Genomic DNA, 16,859 nt, shown 5'->3' with positions numbered 1-16,859 from the left:
AAGATGGCAGGCACGAGGCGGGCACAGCAGCAGCACAACGCCTACGACGTGGCGATCCTGGGAAGCGGCATGGCCGGCGGCATGCTCGGCGCCGTACTCGCGCGCAACGGCGTCCGGGTGCTCCTGCTGGACGCCGGGACGCACCCCAGGTTCGCCGTCGGCGAGTCCACCATTCCGTACACCTCCGGGATGACCCGGCTGATCGCGGACCGGTACCAGGTCCCCGAACTCATGCCGCTGTCCAGCTTCAAGGGGATCCGGCAGCGGGTCTCGCGCAACTGCGGCCAGAAGCAGAACTTCGGCTTCGTCTACCACCGGGAGGGCTCCGCCCAGCGGCCGGACGAGGTCAACCAGCTGGTCGTGCCCTCGGCCATCCGCACCGAGACCCACCTGTTCCGGCAGGACATCGACGCCTACCTGTTCCACGTCGCGGTGAAGTACGGCGCGCACCCCCGGCTCGCCACCCGCATCGCCGACGTGGAGATCGACCCGGACACCGGCGCCGTGCTCCGCACCGACAGCGGCGAGGAGTTCCGGGCGCACTACGTGGTCGACGGCAGCGGCTTCCGCTCGCCGCTGGCCGACAAGTTCCAGCTGCGCGAGACCCCGACCCGGGCCAACACCCACTCCCGGTGCCTGTTCACCCACATGGTCGGGGTCAAGCCCTTCGACGACTCGCGCACCGCTGCCAGGCACGGCCAGCCCAACCCCTGGCACCACGGCACCCTGCACCACGTCTTCGACGGCGGCTGGCTCTGGGTGATCCCGTTCGACAACCACCAGGACTCGATGAACCCGCTGTGCAGCGTCGGGCTCACCCTGGACCCGCGCAAGTTCCCCAAGGGCGAGCTGTCCGCGCAGCAGGAGTTCGACGACTTCCTGGCCCGCTTCCCGGAGATCGCCTGGCAGTTCGAGGGCGCCAAGGCCGTCCGTCCATGGGTCTCCACCGGTCGGCTGCAGTACTCCGCGCACCAGGTGGTCGGCGACCGGTTCTGCCTCACCTCGCACGCCGCCGGCTTCATCGACGCGCTGTACTCGCGCGGCCTGACCAACACCCTGGAGCTGGTCAACGTCCTCGGCTGGCGGCTCATCGCGGCCTCCCGCGACGGCAACTGGTCGCGCGAGCGGTTCGACTACGTGGAGAGCCTGCAGCAGGGCCTGTTCGACTTCCACGACGACCTGGTGTTCAGCTCCTTCGTCGGCTTCCGCGACTACGAGCTGTGGAACGCCGTCAACCGCACCTGGATGCTCGGCACCATGCTCGGCAACGTGATGCTGGAGGACGCGTACTACCGCTTCCAGCGCACCGGCCGCGACGAGGTCTTCCTCGACCTGGAGCAGAGCAAGCAGCCCGGCTCCCCGCTGCCGGTCAGCGCCGGGTTCAACGAGATGGGCACGCTCACCCGCGACCTGTGCCTGGCCGTCGAGGCCGGCAAGGTCAGCACCGGCCGGGCCGCCGAGCAGATCCTCCAGCACATCAAGCACGCCGACTTCATCTCGCCCGGCTTCCGGCTCGGCGAGCGCGACACCCGCTGCTTCAACATGTCGCCCGGCAAGATGGCCAAGAACGCCGTCTGGTGCCGCCGCGAGGCGCCGCCGGAGATCGGCCCCCGCATGATCAACGCCTCCAAGGGCCTGGTCCGGATGCGCCTGCGGGGTGGCGAGTGACCGCGGAGGAGCCCATCGCGGTCGTCGGGATGGCGGGTCGGTTCCCCGGCGCCCCCGACACCGACAGCCTGTGGACCCTGCTGATGGGGCGCGGCGACGCGATCGGCCCCGTCCCGGCCGACCGCTGGGACACCGACCGCCCGCTCGACCCGGAGAAGGACGTCCAGACGGTCGGCGGCTTCCTGGAGGGCATCGACCGCTTCGACGCCGCCTTCTTCGGCGTCTCCCCGCGCGAGGCCGCCGCCATCGACCCCCAGCAGCGCCTGCTGCTGGAGGTCGCCTGGCGGGCCCTGGAGGACGCCGGCGTGCCCGCCGCCGCCCTCGCGGGCAGCCGCACCGGCGTCTACGTCGGCGCCTCCTGGCACGACTACGAGCTGCTCCGGATCAACCGCGGCGCCCGCCCCACCCCGCACAGCCTCTACGGCAACGCGCTGGACGTGGTCGCCGCCCGGCTCTCGTACGTCCTCAAGCTGCGCGGCCCCAGCCTCACCGTGGAGACCGGCTGCTCCTCCTCGCTGGTGGCCCTGCACCTGGCCGCCCAGGCGCTGCGCAGCGGCGAGGTCGAGGCCGCCCTGGTCGGCGGCGTCAACCTGATGGCCGACCCGTACGTCACCGTCGGCCTCACCCACTTCGGCGGGCTCTCCCCGGACGGCCGCTGCCAGGCGTTCGCCGCCTCCGCCAACGGCTTCGTGCGCGGCGAGGGCGTGGCCGCGCTCTGCCTCAAGACGCTGTCGCGCGCGCAGGCCGACGGCGACCGGATCCACGGCCTGGTGGTCCGCACCGTCGTCAACAACGACGGCGGCGGCGACAGCCTGGTCACGCCCAGCCCCGAGGGCCAGGAGGACCTGCTGCGGCAGGCGTACGGCACCGGCGCGGTGCCCGTCGGGCAGCCCGTCTACGTCGAGGCGCACGGCACCGGCACCGGACGCGGCGACCCGATCGAGGCCACCGCGCTCGGCACGGTGCTCGGCCGGCACCGGGACCCCGCGAACCCGCTGCACATCGGCTCGATCAAGACCAACATCGGCCACCTGGAGGCGTCCGCGGGCCTGGCCGGCCTGTTCAAGCTGCTGCTGGCGCTGCGCCACCGCACCGTCCCGCCGAGCCTGCACTCGGCCGAGCTCAACCCGGCCATCCCGTTCGAGGACCTGAACGTCCGGGTGGTCCGCGAACCACTCGCGCTGGACCCGGAGGGCCCCGTCCACCTCGGCCTCAACTCCTTCGGCTGGGGCGGCACCAACGCCCACGTGGTGCTGGCCTCCCCGCCCGCGGCCGGGCCCGCCGAGGCGGCCGCCACCCCGGCGACCGGCCTGCCCGCCGTCGTCCCGCTCTCCGCCCGTGAACGCGGGGTGCTCGCCGAGCGGGCCCGCGAACTCCTCCCCCTGGTCCCTCAGGACCCGCAGGGCGTACGGGAGTTCGCCGGCACCCTGGCCTGGCGTCGGGACCACTTCCAGGTCCGCGCGGCCGGACTGGTCGCCGACACCCCCGAGGAACTCCGCGCCGCCCTGGAGACCCTCGCCGCCGACCGGGAGAGCGAGGGCGCCGGACGCGCCGTACCGCGCGGCCGGACCGCCTTCGTCTTCCCCGGCCAGGGCTCCCAGTGGGACGGCATGGGCCAGGAGCTGTACCGGGACAGCCCGGTCTTCGCCGCCACCGTCACCCGCTGCGCCGAGGCGCTGCGCCCGCACACCGACTGGGACCTGCTGGAGGTCTTCGCCGGCCGGGCCGGGGACGAGTGGACCACCCGGATCGACATGCTCCAGCCCGTGCTGTGGGCGATGTCCCTCGGCCTGGCCGAGCTGTGGCGGGCCAACGGCGTCGAACCCGACGTCGTCCTCGGCCACAGCCAGGGCGAGATCACCGCCGCCACCCTGGCCGGGATCCTCAGCTACGAGGACGCCGCGCTGGTGATGGCCCGCCGCAGCGCCATCGCCCGCCGCACCTCCGGGCAGGGCCGGATGCTGGCCGTCGACCTCGACCGGGAGGGCGCGCTGGCCGCCCTGGAGGGCTTCGAGGAGAGCATCTCGCTCGCCGTCCACAACGGCCCGCACTCCTGCGTGCTCTCCGGCGAGCAGGAGGCCGTGCTCACCCTGAAGGAACTGCTGGAGGCCGAGGGCACCTACTGCCGGCTGGTCAACGTCGACTACGCCTCGCACAGTCCCCAGATGGACCCGCTGCGCAAGGACCTGCTGGAGGCGCTCGCCCCCACCGCCCCCCGGGGCGGCGCGATCACGCTGATGTCCACCGTCCGGGTCCGGCAGCTGGACGGCCCCGAGATGGACGCCGCCTACTGGGTCGAGAACCTGCGCAGCCCCGTGCTGTTCGCCGACACCATGGAGGCCCTGCTCGACGAGGGCGTCACCCACGTCGTGGAGATCAGCCCGCACCCGGTGCTCGCCCCGGCCATCGAACAGCTCACCGCCGACCGCGCCGACCCCGCTGCCGTGCTCACCACGATGCGCCACCACCAGGGCAGCCCGGCCGACTTCGCCCGGGCGCTGGCCACCGCCTACACCGCCGGGCTCGAACCGTTCGGCGCGCTGCCCCGCGACGCCCGCCTCGCCCTGCCCGGCTACCCGCTCCGGCAGGACCGGTACTGGATCGACGAGCGGCCGCGCAGCCGCGCCGCCGCCCCCGGCCTCGAACCGGAGCTGACCCCCGCGCCCGGCCGACCCGGCCGCCGACACGGCGCGTTGGAGCCCTCGACGGCCGACCTGCCCTGGCTCGCCGACCACCAGGTCCACGGCACCCCCGTGCTGCCCGGCGCGGCCGTCCTCGGCATCGCGCTCGCCACCGTACGGGCCCGCACCGGCCGCCTGCCCAAGGCGCTGGACCAGGTCGCGTTCCGCAAGGGCGTCCCGCTCGGCGACACCCCGGCCCGGCTCACCGCCGAATGGACCGACGACGCCGAGGACGGCGGCGCGTTCCGGCTGCTCGCCCTCCCCGAGGGCGGCGAGCAGTGGGAGGAGAGCGCCACCGCCCGCGCCGTCCTGCGCGAACTCCCGTGGCAGGCACCAGGGTTCCCCGGCTGGGGCGAGAGTGCCGAGCCGGGGGCCGCGGAGGAGCTCTACCGCACCTGGGCCGCCCGGGGGCTGGAGTACGGCCCGGCGTTCCGCACCGTCGGCGCGCTGGCCGTGGCCGAGGACGGCGAGCAGGCCGTCGGCCGGGTCGCCCTGCCCGAGCGGCTGCGCCCGGCCAACCGCCCGTACGGGCTGCACCCCGCGCTCTGGGACGGGGCCCTGCAGGTCTCGCTCGCCCTCTGTGCCGCCGACGGCCCCGGCGACGCGGTGGTCCCGACCGGCGTCCAACGCGTGGTGGTCGTGGGCGAGTTGGCGGATCCCGTCACCGATCTGTGGTCGCACGCCCTGCGGCGCGCCGACGGCCTGATCGACGTCCACCTGTTCACCGCCGAGGAGCGCACCCCGCTGCTCAGCATGATCGGACTCACCCTCACCCCGCTGCCCACCGCGGACCGGGACGGGCGGACCGACGGCGAACGCCTGCACCGGATCGACTGGATCGAACTCACCGACACCGAACTCACCGACACCGAACTCACCGACACCGAACTCACCGACACCGAACTCACCGACACCGAACTCACCGACACCGAACTCGCCGACACCGAACTTACCGACACCGAAGCGAAGTTGCCGGCCGAACCCGGCCGCTGGGTGGTCTGCGGCGACGGGCCCGCGGCCGAGGCACTGACCGAGGCGCTCGCCGCCCGGGATGCCAAGACCGCCCGGATCCGCCCTGGCGAGGAGATCGGCGCCGCCGACGGCGTGGTCTTCCTCACCCCCGGCGCCGAGGCCGGCCCCGCCGCCCAGCAGCAGGGCCTGCTCCACCTCGCCGCCCTGGCCACCGCCTGCACCGCGCAGCCCGTACCGCCCCGGCTGGCCGTGGTCACCCTCGGCGGCCAGGCCGTCCTGGCCGCCGACCGGCCCGACCCCGGCGCCGCCCTGTACTGGGGTTTCACCCGGGTGCTGCGCCGCGAGCACGGCGAACTGACCCCCCGGATCATCGATCTCGACCCGAACGACGAGGGCCTGGCCGCCGCCTGCGCGGCCGAGCTGCTCACCGACCCGGCCGAGGCGGACGACCAGCTGGCCCTGCGCTCGGGCCGCCGCCTCGCCGCCCGGCTGGCGCGCGGCGCCGCCGCACCGGCCGAGCTGCCGGCGCCGCTCACCCGCCGTCAGCCGTTCCGGATCGACCCGGACGGCCGCCCGGCCGGGATCGCCCGCCGCGCCCCCGGGCCCGGCGAGATCGAGATCGAGACCGCCGCCGCGACCCTGCCCGGGCGCGGCACCGGAACGGCCACCGGCCTGGTCGGCCGGGTGGTCGCGGTCGGCGAGGGCGTCACCGGCCTCGCCGTCGGCGACCGGGCCGCCGCCGTCACCGCCGACGGCCCCGTCAGCCACCTGACCGTCCGGGTCGACCACGCCGTGGCCGTCCCCGACACCCTCGGCGACGCCGAGGCGGCGGCCCTGCCGCCGGCCGTCGCCACCGCCCACCAGGCGCTGGTGGAGGCGGCCCGGGTAACCGCCGGGGACACCGTCCTGGTACACGTCACCGACGGCACCGGGCTCGCCGCCGCCGCCCTGGCCCGGCGGCTCGGCGCCCGGGTGCTCGCCACCGTGCCCGGCGGCGCCGCGACCGGCCCGCAGCTCGAGGGTGTGGAACTGCTGGACGCGGAGGACCCCGGCTGGCCGCAGGCCGTCCGCTCCGCCACCGGCGGCTCCGGCGCGGACGTGGTGCTCGGCCGGCCCGCCGGGGCCACCCCCGCGCGCGCCCTCGCCGCCCTGGCCGCCGACGGACGGGCCGTCGCCCTCGACGGCCTGCGCCCCGGGCCCGAGGAACTTCCGGACGGCGCAGCCCAGTTCGCCGTGGACGCGGCCGGGTTGCTGCGCCGCCGCCCGGACCGGTTCGCCGCCGCGTTGGCCGCCGGCTGGGCGGGCGCCGCCGCCGCGCCGCTGCCGGTCGCCCCCCGCGGCCTCGCCGAGGCGGGGGAGGGGGCCGGGGCACCCGGCGCCACCACCGTCCTGCTGCTCGGCCCGGCCGCCGTCGAGGCCGTCCCGGCCGCCCCGCTCACCGACGGTGCCTTCCGGGCCGACGGCAGCTACCTGATCACCGGCGGCCTCGGCGCCCTCGGCCTCTCCCTCGCCGGATACCTGGCCGAGCACGGCGCCGGAGCCCTCGTCCTGCTCGGCCGCTCCGCCCCGACCCCGGCCGCCGAGGCCGAGATCGAGCGGATCACCGCGCTCGGCGCCACCGTCAGGACGGTGCGCTGCGACGTCGCCGACGCCGCCGCGCTGGGCGCCGCCCTGGAGACCGTCCGCGCCGAACTGCCGCCGCTGCGCGGGGTGGTGCACGCCGCCGGTCTGCTCGACGACGCCACCGTCCGCAATCTGACGGCGGCGCAGCTCGACCGGGTGCTGGCGCCCAAGGCCACCGGCGCGCGCCACCTGGACGCGCTGACGGCCGAGGACCCGCTGGACCTGTTCGTGCTGTTCTCCTCGGCGGCCGCCCTGGTCGGCAACCCCGGCCAGTCCGCCTACGCCGCCGCCAACGCCTACCTGGACGCCCTGGCCGAGGCCCGGCGCCGGTGCGGCCGCCCCGCCCTCAGCGTGCAGTGGGGCCCGTTCACCGACATCGGCCTCGCCGCCACCGACGAGACCCGCGGTGCCCGCCTCGCCGAACGCGGCATGGGCGGCATCCCGGCCGAGGAGGCGTGGCCCGCCCTGGTCCGGATGCTGGAGCGCGACCGGCCGGTGGCCGGGTACGTCCCGATCGACCTGCGCCAGTGGTTCGACGCCAGCCCCGACACCGCCGCACTGCCGAGCTGGCAGCTGCTGCACGCCGCGGGCCGGGCCGGAGTGGCCACCGGCGGCGAGTTCCTCGCCCGGCTGCGAGCCGCCGCACCGGAGGAGCGGACCCCGCTCGCCGCGCGGCAGATCCGCGAACTCGCCGGACGCGTCCTGCGGCTCGATCCCGAACGGATCGAACCCGACACGCCGTTGAAGGCCCTCGGCCTGGACTCGCTGATGAGCCTCGAACTGCGCAACCGGCTCGAGGGCGCGTTCGGCACCAGGCTCTCGCCGACCCTGCTCTGGGCCTACGGCACCGCCACGGCGCTCGCCGAGTACCTCTGCGCCGAGTCGGACGGCGGGCCCGCCCTAGCGCCCCGGACACCCACCGGTCCCGACACCGACCGGTCCTGACACCGACCGGTCCAGACACACCGGACCAGACCGCGAGGAACCGATCCATGCCTGAGACAAGCACCACCGACGGATCCCGCCAGACCCCGCTCACCCGGGCACTCGCCACGATCCGCACGCTGCGCCGCCAACTCGACGAGCAGCAGGGCGGGCAGGCGATCGCCGTCATCGGCGCCGGACTCCGCCTGCCCGGTGGCATCGACGGCCAGGACGGCTACTGGACGGCCCTCGCGGAGGGCCGCGATCTGGTCGGTCGGCTGCGGCCCGAACGCAAGGGGCCGTTCGCGGCCGCCTGGGAGGGCCTGCCGCAGCGCGGCGGGTTCCTGGACGAGGTCCTGGACTTCGACGCGGCGTTCTTCGGAATCAGCCCGCGCGAGGCCCGGCACCTCGACCCGCAGCACCGCCTGCTGCTGGAGGTCAGCTGGGAGGCCCTGGAGAACGCCGGCCTGGCCGCCGACCGCCTCCAGGGCAGCCGGACCGGCCTCTACCTCGGCATCATGTGGCAGGACTACCGGGAGTGGCTGGCCGGGGACCCGGACGCGTACTGGACCACCGGCAACGGCCACAACTTCGCCGCGGGCCGGGTCGCGTACGCGCTCGGCCTCACCGGCCCGACCGTCTCCGTCGACACCGCCTGCTCCTCCTCGCTGGTCTCCGTCCACCTGGCGGTCCAGGCGCTGCGCCGCGGCGAGTGCGAGACCGCGCTCGCCGCGGGCACCAACCTGATCATGTCCCCGCAGTCGATGCGGCTGGTCCAGGAGACCCGCTCGCTCGCCCCCGACGGCCTCTGCAAGGCGTTCGACGCCCGTGCCAACGGCTTCACCCGGGGCGAGGGCTGCGGCGTCGTGGTGCTCAAGCGCCTCGACCACGCGCTGCGCGACGGCGACCGGGTGCAGGCCGTCATCCACGGTTCGGCCGTCAACCAGGACGGCCGTTCCGGCGGGTTCACCGCGCCCAACGTGCTCTCCCAGGTCGCCCTGCTCGAACAGGCCCTCGGCGACGCCCGGTTGGAGCCCGCCGACATCGGCTACGTCGAGGCGCACGGCACCGGAACCTCGCTCGGCGACCCGATCGAGCTCGAGGCCCTGGCCACCGCCCTCGGGCGGCCCAGCGGCGGCGCCCCGCTCGTGGTCGGTGCCGTCAAGACCAACCTCGGCCACCTGGAGTCGGCGGCCGGGGTGGCCGGGCTGGTCAAGACCATGCTCTGCCTGAAACACCGTCAACTGCCGCCGCTGGTCCACTTCCGCACCCTCAACCCGCGGATCGACCTCGCCGGCACCGGCATCATCCTGCCCACCGAACTCACCGACTGGCCCGCCGGGGCCGGCCGCTACGCCGGCGTCAGCTCCTTCGGCATGAGCGGCACCAACGCCCACGTCATCCTGGGCGCCGCCGACCCCGTCGAGGCGCCCGAGGCCGTCGAGGTGACCGGCTTCGACCTGTCCGCCCGGACGCCCGAGGCGCTGCGCGAGCTCGCCGTCCGCTACGCCGAGCGGCTGGACGGCCTGGCGGCCGCCGACTACCCGGCGTTCGCCCACACCGCCACCGAGGGCCGGGCCCGCCACGAGGCCGCCGCCCGGATCCTGGCCGCCGACCCCGCCTCCGCCGCCCGGGCCCTGCGCGCCCTGGCGGCCGGCGCCGAGGACCCGTCCGTGGTCCCCGGCCCGAACGCCCCGTTGCCCGCCCTGCCCCGCCGGGTCCTCGATCTGCCGACCTACCCGTGGCAGCGGCAGCGCCTCGCGCCCGAGACGGCGGCCGCCCCGTCCGCGGCCCCGGCCACCGCATCTGCCGCCGCCCACCAGCTGCGCTGGCAGGACCACGACCCGGCCGCCGCCGGGGCGGCCGAACTCCTCGTCCTCGCGGGGGACGACACTCGGACGCTGGAACTCATCGCCGGGGAGGCGGCGGCCCGGGGGCACGAAGGTGTGCTCCTGAGCCCCGGCCCGCTGAACCCGCCCCCGGGCTGGCGGCACGAAGCGCTGCCGGGGGACCGAACCGCCTGGACGGCCCACTGGGCCCGCCAGGTCGAGGCCGCGGCCGGTCTGGTCCTCGCCTACCGGCCGCGGCCGCTCACGGAGGCCGACCCGGCCACGGCCCAGGCCGTGCTCTGCGCCGCCGTCACCGACGCGGTCGCCGCCGCCTCCGCCGCCGACCGGCCCGGCCTCCGGGTGCACGCCCTGACCCGGGCCGTCCGGCGGACCGCCGAGGGCGAGTCCACCGAGGCCACCGACCACGGCGCGCTGCACGGACTCGGGCCGGTCCTCGGCCTCGAGTTCGGCACCCGCTGGGGCGGCCTCGTCGACCTGCCCGCCGAGCCGACCCCGGCCGACGCCCGGGCCCTGCTCGCCCTGCTGACCTCGCCCGACCGCGCCGAGGACCTGGCCGCCGTCCGCGCGGGCACCGTCCGGGTGCCCCGGCTGGCCCCGGGCACGGCCGCCCCCGCCGCCACCGCCGAGCTCCGCGCGGACGCCACCTACCTGGTGACCGGCGCGCTCGGCGGAGTGGGCCGTGAGCTGACCGCCGAGCTGGTCGCGCGCGGGGCCCGCTCCCTGCTGCTGATCGGCCGCCGCCCGGAGGGTGAACTGGAGCCCGCCGCAAGGGACTTCCTCGCCGAGCTGGCGGCCGGCGGCGTCCGCGCCGTCTACCGGGGCGGCGGCTGCGACACCGCCGAGGCGCTCGCCGAGGCGTGCACCTCCCTCACCGGCCTGCCGCCCGTCCGCGGCGTCCTGCACGCCGCCGGCACCCTCACCCGCACCCCCGCCGCGGAGCTCACCGCCGAGGGCTTCGCCGACTCGCTGCGGGCCAAGGCCGGGGGCGCCTGGTGGCTGCACCGGGCCGCCTCGGCCGAGGGCTGGGAGCTGGACTTCTTCGTCCTGGTCTCCTCGGTCTCCGCGGTCTGGGGCACCGAGGACTGCGCCGCCTACTCCGCCGCCAACGGCGCCCTGGACGCGCTCGCCGCCCACCGGGTCGGACTCGGCCTGCCCGCCGTCTCGCTCGGCTACGGGCCGTGGGCGCTGGGCGGTGCCGACCGCGCGGGCATGGCGGACGCCGCCCTGCTGGAACGTTCCGCCAGGCTCGGCGTCGGCTCCTTCGACGCCGCCTCCGGCCGGGCCGCCCTGGCCGTCGCCGCCGACGGGCCGGAGGCCCACCTGATCGCCTGCCCGCTGGACCTCGCCCGGCTGCGCACGGTGCTGGCGGGCCTGCGCCCGCGCGGCGTGCTCGGCACCCCCGCCGCGGTCGGGCCCGCCGTCCGGCACGAGGCGTCGGTGACCGCCCGGCTCGCCGCCCTGCCCGAGCGGGCCCGGCCCGCCGCCGCCCGGACCGAGGTCGCCCGGCTGCTTGCCGCGCAGCTCGGCCACGCGGGCGCCGAGGACATCGACGAGACCGCCGGGTTCCTCACCCTCGGGCTGGACTCCATCGCCGCCGTCGACCTGGCCGCCCGGCTCGGCGAGGCGTTCGACACCACCGTCGCGGTCGGCGAGGTCTTCGACCACCCCACCGTGGTCCGGCTCACCGAGCACCTCCTCCGCCCGGAAGCGCCGGCCGCGCGCACCGCGAAGGCCGCCCCGCTCCGCCCGGCCGAGCCGCCGGCCCCCGCCGCGCCGACCGCCGCGCCGACCGCCGCGCCGACCGCCGCCGAGGCGGTGCCCACGGGCGCCCCCGAGCCGATCGCGATCGTCGGCATGGCCGGGCGCTTCCCCCAGGCCGACACCGTCGAGGAGCTGTGGCAGCTGCTGCGCGAGGGCCGCGACGGCATCACCCGCGTCCCGGACGACCGGCCCGCCCTCGCCGGGCTCGGCGACGGCCCCTCCGTCACCGACCAGGGCGGCTTCCTGCGCGACCTGGACCGCTTCGACGCCGCGTTCTTCGGCATCCCGGCCCGCGAGGCCGAGAACCTCGACCCGCAGCAGCGCCTGCTGCTGGAGTCCGCCTGGCACGCCCTGGAGGACGCCGGCACCGACCCCGAGCGGCTGCGCGCCACCCGTACCGGCGTGTTCGTCGGCGTCAGCTACGCCGACTACGCCCGGCTGCTCGCCGAGGCCGGACCGGACGAGGTCGACGCGTACTACAGCACCGGCACCGCGCTGAACGCCGCCGCCGGGCGCCTCGCCTACACCCTCGGCCTGACCGGCCCCGCCGTCGCGGTGGACACCGCCTGCTCCTCCTCCCTGGTCGCGGTGCACCTCGCGGTGCGCTCGCTGCGCACGGGGGAGAGCGAGGCCGCGCTCGTCGGCGGCGTCAACGTGCTGCTCGACCGGGCCTCCTGGACGGCCGTCAGCCGGGCCCACATGCTCTCCCCGGACGGCCGCTGCCGGACCTTCTCGGCGGACGCCAACGGCTTCGCCCGCTCCGAGGCGTGCGGCGTGCTGGTGCTGAAGCGGCTGGGCGACGCCCTGCGCGACGGCGACCGGGTGTACGCGGTGATCCGCGGCAGCGCGATGAACCAGGACGGCGCCTCCTCCGGCCTGACCGCGCCGAACGGCGCCGCCCAGGAGGCGATGCTGCGGGCCGCCCTCCAGGACGCCCGGCTGGAGGGCCGCGAGGTCGGCTACCTGGAGGCGCACGGCACCGGCACCACCCTCGGCGACCCGATCGAACTCGGCGCCGCCTGGCGGGTGCTGGGCGAGGGGCGCCGCCCGGGGGAGACCCTGCAGGTCGGCTCGGTGAAGAGCAACCTGGGGCACTGCGAGTCCGCGGCCGGGGTGGTGTCGCTGATCAAGACGGTGCTGTCCCTGCACCACGACGTGATCCCGGGCAACCTGCACTTCACCGAGCCCAACGCGCACGTGTCCTGGGCGGACATGAACGTCCGGGTGGTCGAGACCACCTCGCCCTGGCGGCGCGGCAGCACCCCGAGGGTGGCCGGGGTCTCCGGGTTCGGCTTCACCGGCACCAACGCCCACGTGCTGCTGGCCGACCCGCCCGCCACCGTGACCACGCCCGCCACCGTGACCACGCCCGCCACCGTAACCACGCCCGCCACCGTAACCACGCCCGCGCCCGGCGGGCCGGACACCGCGCACCTGCTGACGCTCTCCGCCCCCGACGAGGACGGCCTGGCCCGGCTCACCGAGGCGTGGCAGCGGGAGCTGGCCGGGGCCGCCGACACCGACCTGGCCCGGCTGACCGCCGCCGCCGGGGCCGGCCGCCGCCACTTCCCGTACCGCCGGGCGCTGCTCGGCAGCAGCCGCGAGCGGTTGCTGGAGGGGCTGCGGGAGGCCGCGCCCGCCGGTCCGGCGCTGCGCTCCCCCCGGGTGGCCTTCCTGTTCTCCGGCCAGGGCAGCCAGTACTTCGGGATGGGCCGGGAGCTGTACGAGACCGAGCCGGTGTTCCGCGAGACCTTCGACCGCTGCGACGCGGTGCTGGCGCCGCTGCTCGGCGCCTCGCTGACCGAGCTGGTGTTCTCCGGCGCGGACCGGGCCGCGATCAACGAGACCCGGGTCACCCAGCCCGCCCTGGTCACCCTGCAGACCGCGCTGGCGGCGCTGTGGACCTCCTGGGGCGTGACCCCGGCGGTGGTGATGGGCCACAGCGTCGGCGAGGTCTCCGCCGCCCTGCACGCCGGGGTGATGGACCTGCCGACCGGCCTGGCGCTGATCGCCGAACGGGCCCGGCTGATGCAGGCCACCGAACGCGGCGCGATGCTCGCCGTGGTCGCCGACGAGGAGCGGGTGGACGGGTGGATCCGGGGCCGCGCGCTGGACCTGGCGGCCGTCAACGGCCCCGAGTCGGTGGTGGTCGCCGGCCGGCCCGAGGAGATCGACGCCCTGGCCGCCGAGCTGCGCGAACAGGGCGTCCGGGCACGGAAGTTGAGCGTCTCGCACGCCTTCCACAGCCGCCTGCTGGACCCGGCGGTGGAGGGGCTGAGGGCCGCCCTCGCCCCCCTGGAGTTCCGCGCCCCGGAGATCCCGGTGGTCTCCAACGTCACCGGCCGGCTCGCCGGACCGGAGGAGTACGACGCGGACTACTGGTGCCGGCACGCCCGCCGCCCGGTCCGCTTCCTGGACGGCCTGCGGTCGATGGCCGGCCTGGGCATCGACCTGTGCCTGGAGATCGGCCCCGACCGCACCCTGGTCAACCTGGTCAACGGCGCCGGGCTGGCCCCGACCGCCGGCCTCGCCTCCTCGTTGCGGCGCGGCACCGGCGAGCGCGCCGCCCTGCTGGACGCGGCCCGGATCCTCTACCTCGGCGGCCAGAACCTGGACTGGCGCAACGTCAGGCCCGGCGCCGACCGCACCGGCGGCCCGCGCTACCCGTTCGCCGACACCCGGTACTGGACGCCGGTCAAGCCCGGCCAGGCCACCCGGCCGGTCGCCGCGCAGGGCCCGGCCTGGGGCACCGAGCTCAGCTCCCCGGCGCTGGACGGCCGGGTCTGGGCCACCGAGCGCAGCCCCGAGTACCCCGCCCACCTGACCGACCACCGGCTGTTCGGCACCGTCTCGGTGCCCGGCGCCTCGCAGACCGCGACCGCGCTGTCCGCGCTCGGTGCGGCCGGTGAACCGGTCGTCCTGGAGGACCTGTACTTCCCCCGCGCGCTCGTGCTGCGCGAGGGCGAGCGCTACCCGCTCCAGGTGATCGAGGGCCACCGGGAGGGCGGCGGGCGGACCGTCAGCGTGCAGAGCCTGGTGGACCCGGCCCGGCGCCGCTGGCAGGAGCACCTGTCGGCGCGGGTCGTCCCGGAGGGCCGGCGCCGGGCCGACCGGGCCGTCCCCGTCCCGGCGGCCTTCGCCGCCGCCGCCGAACGCCGGCTCTCCGGCGAGGACTTCTACGCGCACCTGCGTACCCTCGGCTACCACCTCGGCCCGTCCTTCCGCTGGATCGGCGAGGTCTGGGTGCGCGGCGACGAGGCGCTGGTCCGGTACCAGGAGCCCGAGGACCCGCGCGAGGACCCGGCGGGCTGGCAGATCCACCCCGGCCTGCTGGACTCCTGCCTGCAGAGCTCCGTCACCTTCGCCGTCGCCGAGGCCGACCCGGCCGCGACCGTCGAGGAGGCCGCCCTGGCGATCCCGTTCGCGGTCGCCCGGCTGTCCTTCCCCGGCCGCCCCCGGCTCGGACGGCAGCTGTGGGGCCACATCCGGGCCCTCGGCCGGGACGCCGACGCCGACGGCCTGATGCGGGTGAGCGCCGCCGACATCCACCTGTTCGACGACAGCGGCGCCACCGTCCTCGACATCGAGGGCTTCCGGTTCCGGCGCGCCCCCCGCGCCCTGCTGGAGAGCTCGCTGCGCGACGCCCCCCGGCACGCCTACGTCCTCGACCGAACCGACCGCGAGCCGGGCGCCGCCGCCGGGCCGCAGCGGGTGGCCCTGCTCGGCGGCGGGACCGGGACCGGCCGCGCCCTGGCCGACGCGTTCCGCGCCCTCGGGCACACCGTCACGGAGCCGGAGACCGCGCCGCCCGTCGGCGCGCCCCTCGACCTGCTGGTGGACGCTCGCTTCGCGCTCGGCAGTGGCGGGCCCGCCGAGGCGCTGGCAGCCGCCCGTGGCCTCGCCGACACCCTGCGGGCCGCCGACCCGGCGCTGCCGTACGCGGTGCTCGGCCTGGCCACCGCCGCGGCCGCGCCCGTCCGGGAGGCGCTGTGGGGCATGCTCGCCTCGCTGGAGGCCGAGCAGCCCGGGCGTCGGCTGGTCCGGCTGGGTCTGGCAGCCGACTGGGACGCCACCGCCGCCGCCGGGGAACTCGCCCGGCTGGTCGCCGAGGAGGTGCCGGAGACCCGGCTGGAGATCACCGGAACGACCGTCCGTACCACCCGGCTGGCGCCCTGCCCCGCCGAGGCGGCGCCCGGCGCGCCCGGGGCGGTGCTGATCACCGGCGGCCTCGGCTCGCTCGGGCTGAGCGCGGCCGGGTTCCTGGCCGGACTGGGCGCCCCGGCGATCACCCTGATGGGCCGTTCCGCGCCCGACGAGGTGGCCCGCGCCGTGCTGGACGGGCTGGCCGCGCGCGGGATCGAGGTCCGGACCGTCCAGGGCGACGTCACCGACCCGGTGGACTGCCGCCGGGCGGTGGAGGAGGCCGACCGGACGGCGCCCCTGGGCACCGTGCTGCACCTGGCGGGCGTGGCCGCGGACGGGGCCTTCGAACAGCTCACCGAGGACGCCTGGACCCGGGTGTTCGCCGCCAAGGCGCACGGCGCCGCCCACCTGGCCGAGGCCCTGGCGGGCCGTCAGGACGTCACCCTGGTGCTGTTCTCCTCCGCCTCCTCCGTGCTCGGCTCCGCCGGGCAGGTGAACTACGCGGCCGCCAACGGCTTCCTGGACGGCCTCGCGGAGCGGCTGAGCGAGCAGGACGGCCTGCGGGCCGTCGCGGTGGACTGGGGCCCCTGGATCCCGGAGGCCCGGCGCGGCCTGGCCGGCACCGCCGCGACCGGGCGGGCGATCGCCCGCCGGGGCGTCCGGGCGCTGGGCGACCAGGAGGCCGAGGAGCTGTTGCGGCTCGCGCTGGCCGGCCGCCGGCACCGCCTGGTGGCGGTCGCCGTGGAGGCCGGGCAGGCAGCGGGCGGGCGGCTGTTCGCCGACCCGGTCCGGCCCGGCGAACGGGCCGAGCGTCCGGGCGCGGTACGGACCGAACCGCGCGGCGGACTGCGCAAGCAGCTCGCCGACTGCCCCGCCGAGGGGCGGGAGGAGCTGCTGCGGCAGGCGATCCGGGAGATCGCCGGAGCCGTCCTGGGCGCACCGCTGACCGGCGACGACCACCTCGGGTTCACCGAGTGCGGCCTCGACTCGATCATGGTCATCGACCTGCGGGCCAGGCTCGGCCACGCGCTGGCCGAGGAGCTGCCCGCCACCGTGGCGCTGGACCACCCGACCGTCGCCCAACTCGCCGCCCACGCGCTCGCGCTGGTCCTTCCCGAGGAGCCCGCCCCGGCCGGGCCGGAGGAGCCCGCCGAAGACCTCCCGGGCCTGGCGGGCCTGTCGTTCGAGGACCTCGTCCGGGCCGTGCGGACGGACGTCGCAGAAGAGGGGTGAGCAC

General features: G+C 76.7%; 3 protein-coding genes. All 3 read left to right on the top strand.

The features are described from left to right. Positions 1–3 precede the first annotated feature (3 nt). Genes ACZ4W5_RS13750 through ACZ4W5_RS13740 form a run of 3 tightly spaced genes read left to right on the top strand, consistent with a single transcriptional unit; the run spans position 4 to position 16,855 of the window. Positions 4–1,668 (top strand): NAD(P)/FAD-dependent oxidoreductase, encoded by a 1,665-nt coding sequence (locus tag ACZ4W5_RS13750; RefSeq protein WP_465654429.1) that lies wholly within the window; start codon positions 4–6, stop codon positions 1,666–1,668. Further along, positions 1,665–7,889, top strand: a complete 6,225-nt coding sequence (locus ACZ4W5_RS13745; protein WP_465654427.1) for an SDR family NAD(P)-dependent oxidoreductase — start codon at positions 1,665–1,667, stop codon at positions 7,887–7,889. The genes ACZ4W5_RS13750 and ACZ4W5_RS13745 overlap by 4 nt, the downstream gene beginning before the upstream one ends. Positions 7,890–7,936: 47 nt before the next feature. Further along, positions 7,937–16,855: an SDR family NAD(P)-dependent oxidoreductase gene (locus ACZ4W5_RS13740; protein ID WP_465654425.1), complete on the top strand. Its 8,919-nt coding sequence runs from the start codon at positions 7,937–7,939 to the stop codon at positions 16,853–16,855. Positions 16,856–16,859: the final 4 nt, after the last annotated feature.

This window comes from Kitasatospora sp. NPDC029367 (genome assembly GCF_055569135.1).
This window is presented reverse-complemented; position numbering and strand designations above follow the sequence as displayed.

Bases quoted from the DNA above. Each gene is read 5' to 3' on its own strand.
- ACZ4W5_RS13750 (WP_465654429.1), top strand. From the start codon at position 4: ATGGCAGGCACGAGGCGGGCACAGCAGCAGCACAACGCCTACGACGTG.
- ACZ4W5_RS13740 (WP_465654425.1), top strand. From the start codon at position 7,937: ATGCCTGAGACAAGCACCACCGACGGATCCCGCCAGACCCCGCTCACC.